Source organism: Pseudomonas sp. TNT3 (assembly GCF_010095445.2).
Classification (GTDB): Bacteria; Pseudomonadota; Gammaproteobacteria; order Pseudomonadales; family Pseudomonadaceae; genus Aquipseudomonas.
In genome coordinates this window covers 38,424-56,796 of the sequence record NZ_WFGV02000030.1, presented here as the reverse complement: position 1 = coordinate 56,796, position 18,373 = coordinate 38,424, and the positions used below count along the sequence as shown (strand labels likewise).

Below are 18,373 nucleotides of genomic sequence, written 5' to 3'. Positions count from 1 at the left end.
GGAGGTGTTTAGCGTTCAAAATAATCAACATCACCTTGCCGTTATGAAATATCCCGTGTATTTTTTCATGAAATTTGAATAATAAAATTTCATGAGGCCCGCATGTTTCAGCAATCCGATCAGCACGTCGACAGCTATTACGCCCACACTTGCGCTGACCGTCTGATTGATCGCACCCCTCTGGAAGGCGAGCGCGACACCGAAGTACTGATCATCGGCGCTGGCTTCAGCGGTCTGCACACGGCGCTGCGCCTGGCGTTGGCCGGTAAGCGGGTGACGGTGCTGGAAGCCAGTCGGGTCGCCTGGGCGGCGTCTGGACGCAATGGCGGGCAGGCGATTCTCGGGTGGTCCTGTGACATGCCGCCCCTGGAAGCCGCGCTGGGTCTCGAACGCGCGCGGCGCTTGTGGGACGGTATGCGCTGGGCTGCTCGGGAATTGCGTGACTTGCCGGGTCGCCATTATTTCGATTGTGATTATCGTCCCGGCCACCTCTGGACATCAGTGATGCCGCGACGAGTCAGTCTGCTGACGGAGTGGCAACACGAGGCCAGCCACAAGTGGGGCCACGATGGATTGCAGTTCATTGCCAAGGAGCAGTTGCCGCAATGGGTGGCCAGTGATCGCTATCAGGCCGGGCTGTTCGATCCGGAAGGCGGGCACCTCAATCCACTGAAACTCGCCCTCGGCCTGGCGGCTGCCATTGAACGCGCCGGTGGACGCATTCACGAACTCAGCAAAGCGACGAGCTATCGCGAAGAAAACGGACGCTATTCCGTCGACACCGAGCGCGGGTGCATTCGCGCGGATGTGCTGGTGCTGGCGTGCAATGCCTACCTCGATCAACTGGATCCCCAGCTGTCGAGTTGTGTGCTGCCAGTCGGTACCTATCAGGTGGCCACTGAACCGCTCTCGGAAGAGCTGGCCATCACGCTGCTGCCGCGCAATGTGTGCGTGACCGACAACCAGTTCGTGCTCGATTATTTCCGCCGTACGCCGGATAACCGGCTGCTGTTCGGCGGTGGCTGCACCTACCTTGGCGGTATGCCCAAGGACATCGCCGCTGCGACCCGGCCGTATCTGGAACGCGTGTTTCCTCAACTCCAGGGTGTCGGTCTGGAATTCGCCTGGGGCGGGCACATCGACCTCACCCTCAAGCGCACGCCGGACATCGGTCGACGCGGCGATCTGTACTGGATGCAAGGTTACTCCGGGCACGGCGTACTCCCGACCCTGGCCGGGGCTCGCGCGGTGTCTGATGCGATCCTCGGTCAACCGGATGAACTCGCGTTGTATCAGGGGCTGGTCAACGACCGCTTCCCCGGCGGCAAGTACATGGCCGCTCCTCTGGAAGCCATTGGCAAAGCCTGGTATCGCCTGCGCGACAGCCTCTGAACCGCACTATTTCTGGAAGCTATCTAGATGGACATGCAAGAAGAAATATCGGCGCTGGCGATCCTGATCCAGGACCTGCGCAAACACAAAAAGTACACGCTCAAGGAGCTGGCGGACAAAATCGGCCGTTCGGTCGGCTTCCTTTCTCAGGTCGAGCGCGGCTTGTCCCGGCCCACGGTGGCCGACTTGACCGCCATCAGCGAAACCCTCGGCGTGCCGACCACCTATTTCTACAGCCTGCCCAAACCCATGGCCCTGCCGTGGGTGACCCGTCCGGACGAACGCCGCACGTTGTACTACGCAGACGGCATCACCGACATCCTCGTCTCGCCGAAAATGCGGGCGTCCTTCTCGATGCTCGAAAGCCGGCTCGAGGCGGGTGCCAGCAGTGGTGACCGGCACATGAACGACAGCTCGGAGCAGGGCGGTTATGTCCTCGAAGGCGAGCTGACGCTGTGGCTGGATGACGATCAACCGGTCACGTTGCGCACCGGTGACAGCTTCCAGCTGGCCAGTCATACCCACTGTCGTTACGGCAATCTCACCGACCAACTTACCCGCGTGCTCTGGGTTTACACCTGATAACAACAAGGAACATTACGATGGATGCTGTCTGCTCTGATCTGGTTGCTGAAGTGCGTGCGTTTCGCCAGCGTTTTCCGGATGTGCGATACGTTGATCTGATCGCCCTGGACATCCCCGGGCATTTTTACGGCAAGCGCTACCCGATCGAGATGCTCGAAAAAGTAGCCGCCGGCAGCGTGTTGAAACTGCCGCAGAACTGCGTGCTGCTGGGCACTCAGGGTGGGCTGTTCAAAATCGGCGATTACTGCTTCAACGACGGTGACCCGGACGCCGCGCGTCGACTGGTGCCTGGAACACTGAAACTGGTGAGTTGGGAAAAGCAACCGCTGGGGCAGATGCTGATTACCTCGGACGGCACTGCCAATCCGATCGAGTTCGAACCCCGTGAAGTCCTGGCGCAGGTGCTGCAACGGCTGAACCGCAAAGGGATCTTTCCGGTGGTCGCGTTCGAGCTGGAGTTCTATCTGTTCGACCGTCAGCTGCGTGACGGCCTGCCGCAGTTCCCCCGTGATCCGCTGACCGACGATGCCGATGATCAGCCGAACATGCACATCGAGCGGCTGTCGCGCTTTTCAACGGTACTGGACGACATGGTCGAGACCGCACGCGAGCAAGGCATCGAGACCACGGTGATCACGGCGGAGTTGGGGCCGGGGCAATTCGAGATCAACTTCGGTCACCTTGACGATGGCCTGCGTGCGGCGGACTGGGCGGCGTTGTTCTGCCGAAGCAGCCGAGGCGTGGCCCTCAAGCACCATTACCGCGCCAGTTTCATGGCCAAGCCCTATGTGCAGCACCCCGGCAGCGGCATGCATGTGCACGTGAGTCTTTACGACGAAGCCGGGAACAACCTGCTGGCGGCCAATGATCAGCAACCCCTGCGGCATGCTGTTGCCGGCTGTCTTGAGGTGTTGCCTCACTGCATGCCGATCTTCGCGCCTAATCACAACGCCATGCGTCGTTTGAGCGGCACGGTCAACACCGCCACTCGAGCCAGTTGGGGTTTTGAAGATCGGGATGCCTGTTTGCGGGTGCCTGATTCAGACCTGAAAAACCTGCGCATTGAGCACCGTTTGTCGGGAGCCGATGCCAACCCTTATCTGGTGTTGGCAGCCATTTTGGTCGGCTTGGAGCAAGGGCTGGAAGCCGGCCAGGAACCGATCACACCACTGAACGAAGATCGCAACAGCGGCATTGGTTTCCCGACCCAAATGCTCGAAGCGGTGCAAGCCATGCAAGGCTATGCGCCCGTTCGCGAAGGGTTGGGCGCGGAATTTGTGGACGTGTATTGCGAGAACAAACGCCAGGATCATTTGGCGTTCATGGAGGAAATCAGCGCGCGGGAATACCGTTGGTTCATGTAGTGGCATCCTTAAAAAATGTGTGGATATATAAGGACTTATAAACCTTAGTAACTTTATGGTTAATCAAAACATATTGTTACATGGGGAAATATTCAGTAATATTCGCCCCGCGTTCACCACCACGGTTTATGCATTTTTAAGTCCCAGGCGTCCATCAGCTGCCTGGGATTTTTTTTGCCCGAAATTTGGCCCACCGCTTTTCTCGTGGATGCGCTCCCACAAGATACTCGGGAAGAAACCTTGAATATCGAGCAAGTCACTCACGGCAATGCTTCCCATTTGACCTGGGTTACCCCGGACTTTTCGGCGTGCAGGCGCAGCGCCGCAAAATCCTCCTGCGCATCATCGTCCCCGTACACAAGGCCCACACCCGCGTGCAGGCAGGCGTAATACCAGGCATCGGCATCGGTCATGTATGAGTCGGGCTGGACGAACACCTGTCGGGCGTCGTTCAAGCGGTAAGTGATTTGAAAATGCAGGGCGCGCATCCGATTCTCCAGGCGAAGCCACTACGACCTTGCTGGCCCATCGCCAGTTCCCTTTCTTTTCGGATGCGCGACTTGGATTACCGCGAGGCTTGCTCCAGTACAGGTCGATGTTTGTTACCCAACTTCATCAACCCGTAGTAGCTCAGCGCCGGCACCAGCAACCCGACGATCCATGCCAGGTCCACGCCATCCAGTGCCGTGGCGATCGGGCCGACATACAATGTGGTGTTCATGAACGGAATTTCCAGAGCAATGGCCAGCAGGAAACTGCCGCAGGCAATCCAGTTGATGCGCCCGTAGATGCCGTTCATGTCGAAGATGTCATCGATGCGGTACTGACCTTTGCGCAGGCAGTAGTAGTCCACCAGATTGATAGCGGTCCACGGGATCAGGAAGTAGCTCATGAAGAAGATGAAGTTGAGGAAGAAGTTGATGAAATCGTCCTGACTGATGGTGCACAGGGCCGTCGCCACCAGGCTGATCACCAGCATGAACAGACCCCGCACCCGAGGCGTGACTTTGAGTCGGGCAAAGGGCTCGATGACGGTAACGGTCGACATGAAGGCGCCGTACAGGTTGAACACGTTGATCGAAACCTGGCCGTAAAGGATGAACGCGAACAACAGCACCGCGCCGCTGCCGAACAACCCGGCAACATTCCCCCCCACGTTGCTGGAAAAGTCGCCGATGCCGACGCTCAGGATCGCACCGAGAATCATCATCCACGCACCGCCACTGACCGTACCGGCATAGCTGTACCAGAACACTTTGGCGCTCGAGGTGTGTTCAGGCAGGTAGCGGGAATAGTCCGCCACATACGGCGCGTACGACAGCTGCCAGGTGACCGCGATGCTCACCGCCACCAGAAATTTCGAGAGCACAAAACCGGTCGGCAGCCATTGTTCGCTCGGGATCTGCAGCTGCAATGCAAACAGCGTGGCGGCGGCGAACACCAGCAGTGACAGCAACGACAGCAGCTTTTGCAGTCGATGGATCAGTCGATAGCCATACAGGGCGACGACAAAACACAGCGTGCCGATCAGGTAGATGTTGCCGGTCGCCGGTAACGGGCTGACGGACTCCAGTGCCTGGGCCGCCAGCAATGTATTGCTGACGAAGAAGCCCAGGTAGATCAGCATCACGAACAGCAGCGGCAGCACTGCCCCCAGCACGCCGAATTGCGCGCGGCTCTGGATCATCTGCGGAATGCCCAGTTTCGGTCCTTGAGCAGAATGCGAGGCCATGAAAATCGCCCCCAGCAGCGATCCGACGATGATCGCCAGTGCGCTCCAGAACAGGTTGAGCCCCATCACCACCGGCAGCACGCCGGAAGCGATGGTGGTGATGTTCATGTTGGCGCCGAACCAGATGAAAAACAGTGAGCCCGGTTGGCCATGACGCTCGGACGACGGGATGAAATCGATGCTTCTTTTTTCGACTTGCATGGCGATTACTCCTGAGTCCGGTCGAGGTGGGTGTGGAGGCGGGCGATGGCGCTTGCGAACTCATGAGGCTGATGGGCGAACTGGTCCGGGTGTTCGGCAATCAGGCTCAAGTAATCGTGCTGGTCCATGGCGCGCAGGCACTGGGCACAGGTCAGGATTTCCAGGGCATACACCCAGTTGGCCATGATCAACAACGCCGCATAATGTCCTGCCAGGGTGGTCGTGGTGCAGGCGTCGCTCACCAGGCGAACCTGATACCCCAGGGCAAAGGCATCGAACACGCTGCTCAGTACGCAAACATCGGTCAATACGCCGCTGACGATCAGCGTGTCGACGCCCAGCGCCTTGAGTCGGGCATCCAGATCGGTGCGGTGGAAGGCACTGTAGCGGCCTTTGTCCACCACCTGTTCGTCGGCGCGGGGAGCGAGGCGTTCGATGATGTCGACACTCGGGGTTCCGGCGCGATAACCCGCAGGACCACCATCGCCCGCACGGGGTTCGCCGCGCGGCATGTCGGAGCCGTCGGCCTGATTGATGTGGCGGGAATAAATAACCGGAATCCGCTGACGGCGGGAGGTATCGAGCAGGTCGGCGGTATTGCTCACAACCGACTCGAAGTTTTCCAGGACGAAGCCGTCCTCTTGCTGCATGTCGATGATCAACAGCGCGTTGTTATTGTTCATTGGGCAAACCTGATCATGAGCGAAACACAATGCACCCGCCGCGTCTCGCGTTCGCGGCAGACGGGTGCGTGAAAGGCTGTTCGGGTGAGCTCAGTGAACTATTTGCCAGAAGCCATTCTGCTTGGCCGAGACACTGGCGCGCAGACGTTTGAGATGGATGTGCGAAGCGGTCCATTCGCCGCGCAGATAGGCCTGCTCGGCGCCGGAGGGAAGGGCAAGTGACGGGAGACGATCACTGTTCATGGGAAGGACCCTGCACATCGGTCTGCACATTGATATACACATCGGCTCGCGTCCGAAGGGCAGGGTGGGGACTCAGCGGAACGCCGGCACGACGTGTTTGATAAACAACTCCAGGGATTTTTTCTTTTCCGCGTGGGGCAGGCTGTTATCGCACCAGAAGCTGAACTCGTCGACGCCCAGTTCTTCGTAGTATTTGATGCGCGGGATGATTTCTTCGGCCGTGCCGATCATCGCGGTCTTGTGCAGGCTTTCCAGTTCGAACTCGGGGCGCCCGGCGAATTTTTCTTCAGGACTTGGCTCCAGGAAACCGTTGACCGGCACGGTCTTGTTGCCGAACCAGGCATCGAAGGTGCGGTAGAAACGCGAGATCGCCTTGGCCCCGACTTTCCAACCTTCAGGATCATCGGCGGTGTGCACGTGTGTGTGACGCAGCACCATCAGTTGCGGGCGCGGCACATCCGGATTGTTGTCCAGCGCGGCCTGGAACTTGTTCTTCAGGTCGAGCACTTCTTCATCGCCCTTCATCAACGGTGTGACCATCACGTTGCAACCGTTGGCCACGGCGAAGTTGTGCGAGTCCGGGTCGCGAGCGGCGATCCACATCGGCGGATTAGGCTTCTGGATGGGCTTGGGCACGCTGGTGGACATCGGGAATTTCCAGATGTCGCCGTCGTGGGCGTAGTCGCCTTGCCACAGCGCACGCACCACTGGAACCATCTCGCGCAGCGCCTGGCCGCCGGAGGAGGCGGGCATGCCGCCGGCCATGCGGTCGAACTCAACCTGGTAAGCGCCGCGTGCCAGGCCCACCTCCATGCGTCCATTGCTGATGACGTCCAGCAATGCGCATTCACCGGCTACCCGCAACGGGTGCCAGAACGGCGCGATGATGGTGCCTGCGCCGAGATGAATGGTGGTGGTCTTGGCCGCCAGATACGCCAGCAGCGGCATCGGGCTTGGCGAGATGGTGTATTCCATGGCGTGGTGCTCGCCAATCCAGACGGTGCTGAAACCACCGGCTTCGGCCATCAGGGTCAGTTCGGTCAAGTCTTCGAACAATTGGCGGTGGCTGACGCTTTCGTCCCAACGTTCCATGTGCACGAAAAGGGAAAACTTCATGACGCTTACCTCGGATCTTTTGTTGGCGGCCTGTCGACTGCGGGCCTGATGATTATTGGTATACCATAATACGTAATTTGTGCCAAATTGTTCCGGCCCGGCAGTAATCCTGTGGCGGGGGAATTTGCTCCCGCCAGGTCGCAACGCGGCCGCAAGGCGTCACGACGGCTTCGCAGCCGAACGGGACGATTCGACAAGCTCCCTTGTCACAAGAACTCACGCAAGAACCGGCAGGGCGCCCATCTTGCCGTGGCAATACACCAGCGGGCCGGCATTCTGCTGAGGCACGATGAGGTTTTTCACCGCGCCCACCATGATCGCGTGATCGCCCCCTTCATATTCACGCCACAACTCGCATTCGATCACTGCCGTGGCATTGGCCAGAATCGGATTGCCCAGTGCGCTTAACGTCCATTCGATGCCCTGTGCCTTGTCCTTGCCTTTGCGCGCAAACGCATAGGCTTCGCTTTGCTGGCCGCCGGACAGGACGTGAATGGCGAAGCGCTTGTTCTTGATCAGGACCGGGTAGGAGTCAGAGCTGTAGTTGGGGCAGAACAGTACCAGGGCCGGGTCCATGGACAGCGAGCTGAACGCGCTGGCAGTCAGTCCGACGATTTGTCCGTCGTCATCCAGCGTGGTGATCACAGTGACCCCGGACGGAAACGAACCCATCACTTGTTTGTAGATGGCGGCATCGATCATGGGACGGTCCTCTGGCGGTGGAGCAGTTTTTATGAGTTTGTAGGTCTGATGGTATACCGTAATACATAGTTTGCAAGGGCTTTTTCCATGACCCGATAAACGTAGGTTGGTGGCGTTAAGTTCAATGTATACGGGGCTTTCAGAGGATTTGCGATGCGTCACGCCGTGCTTTTTACCAGATCAGTGGGGCGCTTAACGACCGGATCAGTCTTGTTAAAATGTTGGAATACCATAATATGGTTCGCATCTGAGGGGTTGCCGAAGAGCACCCCCGGTTTGGCTTCATACAAATATAAGATCAGACAAACTTGAGTTCATTCCCATGTCCCAGATGTCCCGGCAAGACCCCCTGATCGAGAATCACACGGTCGATTACGTCCCACTCGCGGAACGCCATGGGAAGGCCCGCGACCTTTTCACCCTATGGTTCAGCACCAACATTGCGCCTCTGCCCATCGTGACGGGCGCCATGGTGGTTCAAGTGTTCCACCTCGACCTGTTCTGGGGTTTGCTGGCCATTGCCCTCGGGCACATGATCGGCGGCCTGGTGATCGCCCTCGCGTCGGCCCAGGGGCCGCGCATGGGGATTCCGCAAATGGTCCAGAGCCGTGGCCAGTTCGGCCGATACGGCGCACTGCTGATCGTGTTCTTTGCGGCGATCATCTACATCGGCTTTTTCATCTCCAACATCGTGCTGGCTGGCAAGTCGATTGTCGGCATTGCCCCCTCGGTTCCCGTGTCCGCGAGCATCCTCATCGGAGCCCTGGCCGCCACCGCGATCGGGGTGATCGGGTATCGCTTTATCCATACCCTTAACCGCATCGGGACGTGGGTCATGGGCGGTGCGTTGCTCGCCGGTTTCATTTATATCTTCGCTCATGACCTGCCGGTGGATTTCTTCACCCGCGGCAGTTTCAACCTGTCCGGCTGGCTGGCGACGGTATCGCTGGGGATCATCTGGCAGATCAGTTTCTCGCCGTATGTGTCGGACTACTCGCGTTACCTGCCGGCAGATATCGGCATTGCGCGGCCGTTCTTTGCAACCTACCTGGGCGCGACGCTGGGCACGATCCTGTCGTTTTCCTTTGGTGCGGTCGCAGTACTGGCGACGCCTGAAGGCACGGAGGCGATGTCTGCGGTGAAGCAGTCCACCGGGTGGCTGGGACCGATTCTGATGGTGCTGTTTCTGCTCAATATCATCAGTCATAACGCCTTGAATCTGTATGGCGCGGTGCTGTCGATCATCACGTCGATCCAGACCTTTGCCAGTCAATGGACGCCGACCGTCAAGGTGCGTGTGGTGCTGTCGAGTGTGGTGCTGGCGGGATGCTGCGTGGTGGCGCTGGGGGCTTCGGCGGATTTCATTTCGCAGTTTATCGGGTTGATTCTGGCGCTGTTGCTGGTGCTGGTGCCTTGGGCGTCGATCAACCTGATTGATTTCTACCTGATCAAGCGTGGGTGCTACGACATTGCGTCGATTTTCCGCGCGGACGGTGGGGTCTACGGGCGTTTCAACCTGCATGCGATCGTGGCGTATTTCATCGGGATTATCGTGCAGCTGCCGTTTGCCAACACGTCGTTGTACGTCGGGCCTTATGCCAACTGGGTAGAGGGCGCGGATCTGTCTTGGCTGGTGGGGTTGGTGGTGACGTGTCCGCTGTATTACTGCCTGGCGACGCGGGGGCAGACCCAAGCTACCAAGGCGGCGCGATTGGGGTATACCGACTGATTTTTTGCAGCGTGTTTGTCTGAAGTGCCCGGCTCATTGCCGGGCATTTTTGTTTGTGGCTGGTTCGCGCCGATCTTCTGTAGGAGCAAAGCTTGCTCGCGATGGCGGCGCGACAGTCGCTCATTTCTGGCGGGTGTACCCAAATCAAACTGTGGGAGCGGGCTTGCTCGCGATGGCGGCCTGATCGGCGGTGAGATTCTTGCTGGTGTACATATCCATTCCTGCGGTCACGGCGGCTATTGGTTTCGCCCTTACGGCGAGTCACTTGGAAAAGCCCCAAGTAACCAAGCGCTCTTGCCCCTTTCGTACGGTGCCTCGCCTGGGCTCGGCATTCCCTCGCTCCGGTCCTGTTCCGTGGGCCCGCCGCGATCGGCCATCCATGGCCGTGCGCGGCTAACCCGGCATCCATGCCGGGTTACCCACTGCGCAGAACCTGCGCTCGGCCTTCCCATGGGGCAAGAAGATCAAAAGCAGATCAAAAGCCAAAACGAGGCGGCCTGAAAGCCGACCTGACTCTGGAGGCTCACGCGGTCACCTGTGGGAGCCGAGCTTGCTCGCGATGGCGGCCTCAAAGCCGATCGATATCTTCCTGATGCACCCGAATCAAACTGTAGGAGCTGGCCTGCCGGCGATGGCGGCCTGATCGGCGGTGAGATTCTTGCTGGTGTACATATCCATTCCTGCGGTCACGGCGGCTATTGGTTTCGCCCTTACGGCGAGTCACTTGGAAGAGCGCCAAGTAACCAAACGCTCTTGCCCCTTTCGTCCGGTGCCTCGCCTGGGCTCGGCATACCCTCGCTCCGGTCCTGCTCCGTGGGCCCGCCGCGATCGGCCATCCATGGCCGTGCGCGGCTAACCCGGCATTCATGCCGGGTTGCCCACTGCGCAGAACCTGCGCTCGGCCTTCCGATGGGGCAAGAAAATCAAAAGCAGATCAAAAGCCAAAGCGAGGCGGCCTGACAGCCGACCTGACGCTTGAGGGTTGCGTGTTTCCCTGTAGGAGCTGTCGAGTGAAACGAGGCTGCGATCTTTTGACTTTGATTATTTAAAAGGCAAGATCAAAAGATCGCAGCCTCGTTTCACTCGACAGCTCCTACATGGCGACGTTTTCCAATGACATCGTGTATTCGTTAACCTCCATCGCGAGCAAGCTCTGCTCCCACAGGGAAACGCGCAGGCTTCAAGCGTCAGGTCGGCTGTCAGGCCGCCTCGCTTTGCTTTTGATTTTGATCTCAGGCGCTCCGTTAAACCACGCTGGCCCAGCGCGGCGAGCCGCGGAGCAGTGCCGGAGTGTGCCACCACCACTCCAAAACTCACCCAGAATCACACCCACAAAAAAAGGCCGCTACAACCCGACGTTGTAGCGACCCGAGGGTGACACTTGTTCAAGCAGGCTGCATAACCAGCCCCAATACAGAATCAATGCGCGCCGGCAGCCTTGTTCAAATCACTCTCGGCCCACTCGGTATAAACACAGGCATCCGCCGTCGCCCAGCGAACCTGCACCGGATCACCCGACTTGAGCGGCATCCCTGCAGCAGACAGCGCTTTCACCGTCATCGACGTACCGCCTGAAGTCACCACACTGCACGTCTGGCTCTCACCCAGGAAAAGCACCTCCACCACCTTGGCCGAGACCTCGTTCCAGCCTGCCGCCAGCGGCTCGCGAATGGCTTGATCGACGCTCAACGCCAGGGCTTTTTCCGGACGTACCATCAGCAATACATCCTGATCGCTCTGCAACCCTGCGGTCAGTCGAATCGACAGCGCCTGGCCTTCAAACGTTGCCACCGCATTCCCTTGAGCCTTGAGCTTGAGGAAGTTTGAATTGCCCAGGAACGACGCGACAAATGCGTTTGGCGGATTCTGATAAAGGTCATACCCACTGCCCAGACCGACGATCCTACCGTGACTGAAAATCGCGATGCGCTGAGACAGGCGCATCGCCTCTTCCTGATCGTGGGTCACGTAAACGATGGTGATGCCCAGACGCCGATGCAGCTGACGAAGTTCATCCTGCAAATCTTCACGCAGTTTCTTGTCCAGTGCACCCAGGGGTTCGTCCATCAACAGGATGCGCGGTTCATAAACGAGTGCCCGGGCGATGGCGACGCGTTGCTGCTGGCCGCCGGACAGTTGCGAAGGGCGGCGATGGGCGAACTGTTCCAGTTGCACCAGCTTGAGCATCGCATCGACCCGGCGCTCGCGTTCTGCAGTGGCCAATTTGCGGATGGCCAACGGGAAGGCGATGTTGTCGCGCACCGACAGATGCGGGAACAGCGAGTAACGCTGGAACACCATGCCGATGTCGCGCTTGTGCGGCGGTACGTTGACCAGGGACTGGCCATTGACCAGGATCTCGCCGCTGCTCGGGGTTTCGAAGCCGGCGAGCATCGACAGCGTGGTGCTTTTGCCCGAGCCGCTGGAGCCGAGGAAGGTCAGGAATTCGCCGTCCTTGATGTCCAGCGAGATGTCGTCCACGGCGGCAAAATCACCGTAGTACTTGTTCAGGTTGCGCAAGCTGACCAAGGGTTTGTCGTTTTGCTGCGCGGTGTCTTTGATCACGGCACTCATGTCGTACTCCTCGCGCTCAGGCGCTGATTTCATTGCGCCGGCGAACGGCAGCGGCGATGACCATGACCAGTACCGACAGGCCGATCAGCAGCGTCGAGGCGACGGCGATCACGGGTGTCAGGTCCTGGCGCAGGGTGGTCCACATTTTGACGGGAAGGGTTTGCAGAGTCGGGCTGGCCATCATCACGCTCAGCACCACTTCGTCCCAGGAAACAAGAAACGCGAACAGTGCTCCGGCGACCATGCCCGGGCGAATCGCCGGGAACGTCACCTTGAACACCGCCTGCAAGCGGGAGGCGCCACAGATCACCGCAGCATCTTCGATCGACTGATCAAACAGCTTCAACGAGTTGATGATCGAGATGATGGTGAAGGGCAAGGCCACGATCACGTGGCTGACCACGAACGCAAACATCGTCCCGGTGTAGCCCAGTTTGAGGAACAGCGCGTATACCGCCACAGCGATGATCACCAGCGGCACGATCATCGGCAGGGTGAACAGGCCATAGAGCATTTCCCGGCCGGGAAAGCGTCCGCGCACCAACGCAAATGCGGTCGGCAAGCCCAGCGCTACGGCGAAGAACGTAGTCAACACCGCCACCTTGAGGCTCGCCAGTGCCGCGTTCATCCAGTCGGCGTTGGAGAAGAACTGGCCGTACCATTTCAGCGTCCAGCCCGGTGGCGGAAACACCAGCCACTGGGAGGAGCCGAAGGACAGCAGCACGATGAACACGATCGGCAGCAGCAGGAACAGTGCGATCAGACCCGTCGTGAAGTACAAGCCGAAACGCATGCGTCGGCTCATCGCGTTGGGAGTCAGCAGCATGACGGCTTACCTCGCGTTACTGGCGCCAACCGGGGATTCCGGCTGGAGCTTCAGGTAGAAGTAGAACAACACCAGCGTAATGACGATCAGCAACGCGGCGCCGGCGCTGGCCAGACCCCAGTTGAGGAACGACTGCACCTGCTGAATGATGAACTCGGGCAGCATCATGTTCTGCGCACCGCCCAGCAATGCCGGGGTGACGTAGTAACCGAGGGACATCACGAACACCATCAGGCCGCCCGAGAACAATCCTGGCCGGCAGAGCGGCAGGAACACCCGGAAGAAGTTGGTCCAGGGGCTCGCGCCGCAGATCGATCCCGCTTGCAGGATCATCGGGTCGATGGCCTGCATGGTGGCCTGCAGCGGCAGCACGATGAACGGGATCATGATGTAGCTCATGCCGATCACCACGCCGGTCAGGTTGTGCACCATTTCCAGTGGTTGATCGATGATGCCCATCGCCATCAGCGCTTTGTTGATCACCCCTGAAGCCTGGAGCAGTACCAGCCACGAATAGGTCCGGGCGAGCAGGCTGGTCCACATCGACAGCAGCACGATGTTGAGAATCCAGCGGCCCCAGCCACGCGGCACCAGGGTAATCGCCCAGGCCAGTGGAAAACCCAGCAGCAGGCTGAACAGGGTGACCAGGCCCGCGACCGAGAAGGTGTTGAGTAGCACCCGCGCATACGCCGAGTTGGCAAACAGCTGCTCGTAGTTGCCAAGGCCTGGCGTCGGTTCCAGCACGCCACGTAGTAACAGGCCGATCAGCGGTGCCAGAAAGAACAGACCGAGGAACAGCAGGGCGGGCACCAGGTTACTGGCGCCACGCCAACGCTGCGCCAGCGTCAGGGTTTGCGTCATCGCGGCGGCCTTGTCGGAGGCGCTTTGAGCGCTCCCGACTGGCGCGGGTTGACGGGCTGCGGTTGCCACCATTTTTATTTGACCAGCCATTCGTTCCACCGTGTCGCGATGGCCGGACCGTTTTTGGCCCAGTACGCGAAATCAAGAGTGATCTGATCCTTTGCGTAGGCAGTCGGCAAGTTAGGCGCCAGCACCGAATCCAGGCGCGCCACGCTGTCGACGTTGACCGGCGCGTAGGCCGTCAGGTTGGAGAAGTCCGCCTGGCCTTTGGCGCTGCTGGCGTTGGCCAGAAACTTCATCGCCGCATCCTTGTTTTTCGAGCCTTTGGGGATGACCAGAATGTCGGCCATGACCAGGTTCTGTTTCCAGCTTACGCCTACAGGTGCGCCGTCTTCTTGAAGCGCGTGGATTCGGCCGTTCCAGAACTGACCCATGCTGGCTTCACCGGAGGCGAGTAGCTGTTGCGACTGTGCGCCGCCGCCCCACCAGACGATGTCTTTCTTGATGGTGTCGAGTTTTTTGAAGGCGCGATCCAGGTCCAGCGGGTAGAGCTTGTCGGCGGCGACGCCATCGGCCAGCAGGGCCAGTTCGAGTACGCCCGGGCTTGGCCATTTGTACAGGGCGCGCTTGCCGGGGTAGGTCTTGGTGTCGAACAGGGCGGACCAGTCCTGGGGTTTGTTGGCGCCGAGTTTGCCTTCGTTGTAGCCGAGGACGAAGGAGAAGAAGAACGAGCCGACGCCGTAATCGGAGACAAAGCGTGGGTCGATCTTGTCGCGCTGGATGACCTTGAAATCGAGGGGTTCGAGCAGGCCTTCGGCGGCGGCGCGTAACGCGAAGTCGGCTTCGACATCGACCACGTCCCACTGCACATTACCGCTTTCGACCATGGCTTTGAGTTTGCCGTAGTCGGTAGGGCCGTCCTGGACCACTGTGATGCCGCTGGCCTTGCTGAACGGGTCGGCCCAGGCCTGCTTCTGCGCATCCTGAGTGCTACCGCCCCAGCTGACGAAGTTGACGCTCTCGGCAGCCATCAGCGCCTGGCTGGTCACGCTCAGCAGTCCCGCAAAAAGAACTGCGGTTGCACGTTTGTTCAACACCATTTTTACGCCCTCATTGTTGTGTTTATGAGCGGGGCTTTTTATGCCCGCCTATCGGGAGCAGTAGGTCCGTACGGTCAGTCATGGTCGTCCGGTCTATGGAATATCATATTATGGTATTCCAAACTTTGTGCAAGCACTTTGCCTTACCGGCTATCTGCTTGAGTAGGGTTTTGTCTCCATTCCAAAGCAACCCTGTAGCAGCTGGCGAAGCCTGCGTCCGGCTGCTACAGGTCATGGGTCGCGTCAGTGATGGATTTCACTCCGTGAACGGAATGCTCTCCACCACTTCAAGGTCATACCCGGTCAAACCCGCGTATTTGAGCGGCGGTCCAAGGTGCCGCAGCTTGCCCACCCCGAGGTCCTGCAGAATTTGCGCCCCGGTGCCTACTTCAGAATAGATCCGCGATTGCGAACGGTTGAACTGGCGCGGTGCCTGGGTCAGTTGCGGCACCCGTTCCAGCAGTGCCTGGGACGACTCATGATTGGCCAGCACCACCACGACACCGCAGCCTTCCTGCGCCACACGCTGCAGCGCGGCCCACAGGGTCCAGTTGGGCGGGCCGCTGTACTCGGCGCCCACCAGATCACGCAGGGGATCGATCACATGCACGCGCACCAGCGTCGGCTCATCGCGCTGTAATTTGCCCATCACCATGGCCATGTGAACACCGCCTTCGATCCGGTCTTCAAAGGTGATCAGGCGGAACGTGCCGTGCACGGTGGGCAATTCACGTTCACCGATGCGCACTACCGTGTGTTCGGTGCTGAGGCGGTAGTGGATCAGGTCGGCGATGGTGCCGATCTTGATCCCGTGCTTGCGCGCGAACACTTCCAGGTCGGGACGGCGGGCCATGGTGCCGTCGTCGTTCATCACTTCGACAATCACGGACGCCGGGGTAAAACCTGCCAGGCGCGCAAGGTCACAGCCGGCCTCGGTGTGACCGGCGCGGGTCAGTACGCCACCTTCCTTGGCGCGCAATGGGAAGATGTGGCCGGGTTGCACCAGGTCTGTGGCCCCGGCATTTGTCGCGACGGCCGCAGCCACGGTGCGTGCCCGGTCAGCGGCAGAAATGCCGGTGGTCACGCCCACGGCGGCTTCAATGGAAACAGTGAACGCTGTGCTGAAGACGCTGCCGTTGCTGGGCACCATCTGTTCCAGTCCCAGGCGCTGGCAGTGCTCGTCGGTGAGGGTCAGGCAGATCAGGCCGCGCGCTTCACGGGCCATGAAGCTGATGGCTTCCGGGGTGCAACAATCGGCGGCCAACAACAGGTCGCCTTCGTTTTCACGATCTTCGTCGTCGACCAGCAGTACCATCTTGCCCTGGCGGTAGTCTTCGATGATTTCTTCGATGCTGTTGAAGGCCATGTCGGGGATCTCAGTATTGGGTGAATGTGTAAGATGGTATACCATAATACAAAATTATCTGAGAGGTCACTATGAAGGCGTACTGGATTGCTCACGTAGACATCACCGACCCCGTTCAATACGGCGAATACACCCGGCGGGCGCCGGCGGCGTTTGCGTTGTATGGCGGGCGAATGCTGGCCAGGGGCGGGCGCAGCGAGTCGATGGAAGGACGGCCGACGCCGCAGCGCAGCGTGGTAATTGAATTCGATTCTTATGAACAGGCGGTGGCGTGTTATCGCTCCGACGAGTATCAGGCGGCGCGTGGGCACCGTGAGGGCGTGGCGAGAGCCGAAGTGATCATCGTCGAGGGCATCGCGCCGCTCTGACAGCGTTCGCAACCCCTGTAGGAGCTGCCGAAGGCTGCGATCTCTTGACCTTGATCTTCGGCGGCAGCAATTCCGCCCAGAGCCAAGATCAAAAGATCGCAGCCTTCGGCAGCTCCTACAGGGATCGCATCTGTCGCTGAGTCGAGCAGGGCACTCAATCCACGGCAAAGCCGTTAGCGGATAAAATGGATCTTCCCGGTATCGTCGTTACCGATATAGATGCCGTATACCCCGGCCTGGCGCTCCTCGATATAGCGCTCGAGAATCTGCCGGATTGCGGGGTAGTAGATGCTTTCCCAAGGAATGTCCTCGGGCGCGAAGAATTTGTAGTCGAGGGTTTCCGGCCCGTATTGCCCGGTAATCTCCAGGGCGATGGCGCGGAAGATGATGTACACCTCGCTGATCTTCGGCACGCTGAAGATCGAGTACGGCGAGAGAATTTCCGCGCGTACACCGCTTTCCTCCCACACCTCGCGCAACGCCGCCTGCTCGGTGGTCTCGCCGCCTTCCATGAAGCCCGCTGGCAACGTCCAGGTGCCTGGACGTGGGGGAATGGCGCGCTGACAGAGCAGGTACTTGCCGTCCTGCTCGATGATGCAGCCAGCGATGATTTTCGGATTGATGTAGTGGATGTAGCCGCAACCGCTGCACATCAGGCGCTCGTGCGTATCACCCGGCGGCAGCTGTGACCTTAGGTCATTGCCGCCGCACTTTGGGCAAAAGCTCGGGCTGAACATGATCAGCGACCTATGCGCGGTTCTTTGAGCGCGATCGGCAGGGTGATGACCGGCATCTCGCCGGTTTCTTCCTGCTTGCGCTTGAGGTAATCCAGGGCAACGCTGGCAGCTGCGCGGACGTGGTCGACGCAGGCTTGGTGCGCGGCCAGTGGATCGCCGCTTTTGATCGCTTCGACCATGCGCTCCATTTCCTGGTTGCTCGCACCACGACGGTTTTCCTGGGACACCGAAGTCGCCCGAAGGTAGCTGATACGCGCCTGCAACTGGCGCAGCTGGGTAGCCGCGACATGGTTGCCCGAGCCTTCGAGCAGGACGTCGTAGAAACCCTGCACCGAATCGATCACGGTTTGCAGCTCGCCGTCCTTGAGGGCCTTGCGGTTTTCCTCCAGGGCTTTTTCCAGGGCCTTGATGTCCTTGGCCTTGGCACGCAGGGTGAACAACTGCACGATCAGGCCTTCGAGTACGCAGCGCAGCTCGTAGATATCGCCAGCGTCGGAGAGGGTAATGATGGCGACCCGCGGCCCCTTGGCATCGGCGAATTCCACCAGGCCTTCGGATTCGAGGTGACGCAAGGCTTCACGTACTGACGTGCGGCTCACGCCCAAGCGATCGCACAGATCACGCTCGACCAGACGGTCTCCCGGCAGGAGCTGGAAGTTCATGATGGCGCTTCGCAGTTTATCCAGCACGATTTCGCGCAGGGTAACGGGGTTGCGATTGACCTTGAAGCTGTCGTCGAGTGGCAGGCGTTTCATGGGGTCCGCTCTGAGTGTGGCTGTCCATGCAAAAAGAGC

Annotated in this window: 19 protein-coding genes; 5 read left to right on the top strand and 14 right to left on the bottom strand. The window is 59.5% G+C overall.

Annotated features, from left to right (window positions below; all coding sequences use genetic code 11):
- The first annotated feature begins 102 nt into the window (after positions 1-102).
- The 3 genes from GBC55_RS17995 to GBC55_RS17985 are packed head-to-tail and all read left to right on the top strand — an operon-like array spanning position 103 to position 3,341.
- Positions 103-1,392 (top strand): FAD-binding oxidoreductase, encoded by a 1,290-nt coding sequence (locus tag GBC55_RS17995; RefSeq protein ID WP_162440567.1) that lies wholly within the window; start codon positions 103-105, stop codon positions 1,390-1,392.
- Positions 1,393-1,419: 27 nt separating this feature from the next.
- Positions 1,420-1,974: an XRE family transcriptional regulator gene (locus GBC55_RS17990; RefSeq protein WP_162440568.1), complete on the top strand. Its 555-nt coding sequence runs from the start codon at positions 1,420-1,422 to the stop codon at positions 1,972-1,974.
- A 20-nt stretch (positions 1,975-1,994) separates the two neighbouring features.
- Complete coding sequence (locus tag GBC55_RS17985) at positions 1,995-3,341, top strand: glutamine synthetase family protein (RefSeq protein ID WP_162440569.1); 1,347 nt, start codon at positions 1,995-1,997, stop codon at positions 3,339-3,341.
- Between the two features lie 126 nt (positions 3,342-3,467).
- On the opposite strand, the gene GBC55_RS17980 is transcribed toward GBC55_RS17985, so the two are convergent.
- From GBC55_RS17980 to GBC55_RS17950, 7 genes are all read right to left on the bottom strand, one after another.
- Complete coding sequence (locus GBC55_RS17980) at positions 3,468-3,605, bottom strand: hypothetical protein (RefSeq protein ID WP_162440570.1); 138 nt, start codon at positions 3,603-3,605, stop codon at positions 3,468-3,470.
- Positions 3,602-3,829, bottom strand: a complete 228-nt coding sequence (locus tag GBC55_RS17975; RefSeq protein WP_162440571.1) for a DUF6555 family protein — start codon at positions 3,827-3,829, stop codon at positions 3,602-3,604. Before GBC55_RS17975 ends, GBC55_RS17980 begins: the two co-directional genes overlap by 4 nt.
- 77 nt (positions 3,830-3,906) lie before the next feature.
- On the bottom strand, positions 3,907-5,274 hold the full coding sequence (locus GBC55_RS17970; RefSeq protein WP_162440572.1) for a cytosine permease: 1,368 nt from the start codon (positions 5,272-5,274) through the stop codon (positions 3,907-3,909).
- 5 nt (positions 5,275-5,279) lie between these two features.
- Positions 5,280-5,957, bottom strand: a complete 678-nt coding sequence (locus GBC55_RS17965) for an isochorismatase family cysteine hydrolase (protein WP_162440573.1) — start codon at positions 5,955-5,957, stop codon at positions 5,280-5,282.
- 90 nt (positions 5,958-6,047) lie between these two features.
- Complete coding sequence (locus tag GBC55_RS17960) at positions 6,048-6,200, bottom strand: hypothetical protein (protein ID WP_178114346.1); 153 nt, start codon at positions 6,198-6,200, stop codon at positions 6,048-6,050.
- Between the two features lie 72 nt (positions 6,201-6,272).
- A complete protein-coding gene (locus GBC55_RS17955; protein WP_162440574.1) occupies positions 6,273-7,316 on the bottom strand; it encodes an LLM class flavin-dependent oxidoreductase in 1,044 nt (347 codons plus the stop codon).
- 216 nt (positions 7,317-7,532) lie between these two features.
- Entirely contained in the window at positions 7,533-8,018 is a 486-nt protein-coding gene (locus GBC55_RS17950) for a flavin reductase family protein (RefSeq protein ID WP_162440575.1), read from the bottom strand.
- 322 nt (positions 8,019-8,340) lie between these two features.
- On the opposite strand from GBC55_RS17950, the gene GBC55_RS17945 reads away from it, so the two are divergent.
- Positions 8,341-9,747 carry a cytosine permease gene (locus tag GBC55_RS17945; protein WP_162440576.1) on the top strand — a complete coding sequence of 469 codons (1,407 nt, stop codon included), beginning with the start codon at positions 8,341-8,343 and terminating at the stop codon, positions 9,745-9,747.
- A 1,419-nt stretch (positions 9,748-11,166) separates the two neighbouring features.
- On the opposite strand, the gene GBC55_RS17940 is transcribed toward GBC55_RS17945, so the two are convergent.
- From GBC55_RS17940 to ribBA, 5 genes are all read right to left on the bottom strand, one after another.
- Positions 11,167-12,321, bottom strand: a complete 1,155-nt coding sequence (locus tag GBC55_RS17940) for an ABC transporter ATP-binding protein (RefSeq protein WP_162439842.1) — start codon at positions 12,319-12,321, stop codon at positions 11,167-11,169.
- Positions 12,322-12,337: 16 nt separating this feature from the next.
- Entirely contained in the window at positions 12,338-13,147 is an 810-nt protein-coding gene (locus GBC55_RS17935; protein WP_162439841.1) for an ABC transporter permease, read from the bottom strand.
- A gap of 6 nt (positions 13,148-13,153) precedes the next feature.
- Positions 13,154-14,098, bottom strand: coding sequence for an ABC transporter permease (locus GBC55_RS17930; RefSeq protein WP_178114327.1), 945 nt, complete (start codon positions 14,096-14,098; stop codon positions 13,154-13,156).
- Positions 14,083-15,108: an ABC transporter substrate-binding protein gene (locus GBC55_RS17925; protein WP_162439840.1), complete on the bottom strand. Its 1,026-nt coding sequence runs from the start codon at positions 15,106-15,108 to the stop codon at positions 14,083-14,085. Before GBC55_RS17925 ends, GBC55_RS17930 begins: the two co-directional genes overlap by 16 nt.
- A gap of 256 nt (positions 15,109-15,364) precedes the next feature.
- The gene (gene ribBA, locus GBC55_RS17920; RefSeq protein ID WP_162439839.1) at positions 15,365-16,474 is read right to left on the bottom strand and encodes a bifunctional 3,4-dihydroxy-2-butanone-4-phosphate synthase/GTP cyclohydrolase II; all 1,110 of its coding nucleotides are present in this window, start codon (positions 16,472-16,474) and stop codon (positions 15,365-15,367) included.
- 71 nt (positions 16,475-16,545) lie between these two features.
- Here ribBA and GBC55_RS17915 point away from each other — a divergent pair, with 71 nt between their 5' ends.
- Positions 16,546-16,842, top strand: coding sequence for a DUF1330 domain-containing protein (locus GBC55_RS17915; protein WP_162439838.1), 297 nt, complete (start codon positions 16,546-16,548; stop codon positions 16,840-16,842).
- A 173-nt stretch (positions 16,843-17,015) separates the two neighbouring features.
- Here GBC55_RS17915 and GBC55_RS17910 read toward each other — a convergent pair whose 3' ends face one another.
- Entirely contained in the window at positions 17,016-17,579 is a 564-nt protein-coding gene (locus GBC55_RS17910; RefSeq protein WP_162439837.1) for an NUDIX hydrolase, read from the bottom strand.
- A gap of 2 nt (positions 17,580-17,581) precedes the next feature.
- Complete coding sequence (locus tag GBC55_RS17905) at positions 17,582-18,334, bottom strand: GntR family transcriptional regulator (protein WP_162439836.1); 753 nt, start codon at positions 18,332-18,334, stop codon at positions 17,582-17,584.
- Positions 18,335-18,373 lie beyond the last annotated feature (39 nt).

Excerpts from the sequence above, each read along its gene's own strand:
- GBC55_RS17950 (WP_162440575.1), bottom strand. The coding sequence starts at position 8,018 with ATGATCGATGCCGCCATCTACAAACAAGTGATGGGTTCGTTTCCGTCC.
- GBC55_RS17910 (WP_162439837.1), bottom strand. The coding sequence starts at position 17,579 with ATGTTCAGCCCGAGCTTTTGCCCAAAGTGCGGCGGCAATGACCTAAGG.
- ribBA (WP_162439839.1), bottom strand. The coding sequence starts at position 16,474 with ATGGCCTTCAACAGCATCGAAGAAATCATCGAAGACTACCGCCAGGGC.
- GBC55_RS17985 (WP_162440569.1), top strand. The coding sequence starts at position 1,995 with ATGGATGCTGTCTGCTCTGATCTGGTTGCTGAAGTGCGTGCGTTTCGC.
- GBC55_RS17930 (WP_178114327.1), bottom strand. The coding sequence starts at position 14,098 with ATGGCTGGTCAAATAAAAATGGTGGCAACCGCAGCCCGTCAACCCGCG.
- GBC55_RS17975 (WP_162440571.1), bottom strand. The coding sequence starts at position 3,829 with ATGCGCGCCCTGCATTTTCAAATCACTTACCGCTTGAACGACGCCCGA.
- GBC55_RS17955 (WP_162440574.1), bottom strand. The coding sequence starts at position 7,316 with ATGAAGTTTTCCCTTTTCGTGCACATGGAACGTTGGGACGAAAGCGTC.
- GBC55_RS17945 (WP_162440576.1), top strand. The coding sequence starts at position 8,341 with ATGTCCCAGATGTCCCGGCAAGACCCCCTGATCGAGAATCACACGGTC.
- GBC55_RS17915 (WP_162439838.1), top strand. The coding sequence starts at position 16,546 with ATGAAGGCGTACTGGATTGCTCACGTAGACATCACCGACCCCGTTCAA.
- GBC55_RS17960 (WP_178114346.1), bottom strand. The coding sequence starts at position 6,200 with ATGAACAGTGATCGTCTCCCGTCACTTGCCCTTCCCTCCGGCGCCGAG.
- GBC55_RS17990 (WP_162440568.1), top strand. The coding sequence starts at position 1,420 with ATGGACATGCAAGAAGAAATATCGGCGCTGGCGATCCTGATCCAGGAC.
- GBC55_RS17935 (WP_162439841.1), bottom strand. The coding sequence starts at position 13,147 with ATGCTGCTGACTCCCAACGCGATGAGCCGACGCATGCGTTTCGGCTTG.
- GBC55_RS17995 (WP_162440567.1), top strand. The coding sequence starts at position 103 with ATGTTTCAGCAATCCGATCAGCACGTCGACAGCTATTACGCCCACACT.
- GBC55_RS17940 (WP_162439842.1), bottom strand. The coding sequence starts at position 12,321 with ATGAGTGCCGTGATCAAAGACACCGCGCAGCAAAACGACAAACCCTTG.
- GBC55_RS17925 (WP_162439840.1), bottom strand. The coding sequence starts at position 15,108 with ATGGTGTTGAACAAACGTGCAACCGCAGTTCTTTTTGCGGGACTGCTG.
- GBC55_RS17905 (WP_162439836.1), bottom strand. The coding sequence starts at position 18,334 with ATGAAACGCCTGCCACTCGACGACAGCTTCAAGGTCAATCGCAACCCC.
- GBC55_RS17965 (WP_162440573.1), bottom strand. The coding sequence starts at position 5,957 with ATGAACAATAACAACGCGCTGTTGATCATCGACATGCAGCAAGAGGAC.
- GBC55_RS17970 (WP_162440572.1), bottom strand. The coding sequence starts at position 5,274 with ATGCAAGTCGAAAAAAGAAGCATCGATTTCATCCCGTCGTCCGAGCGT.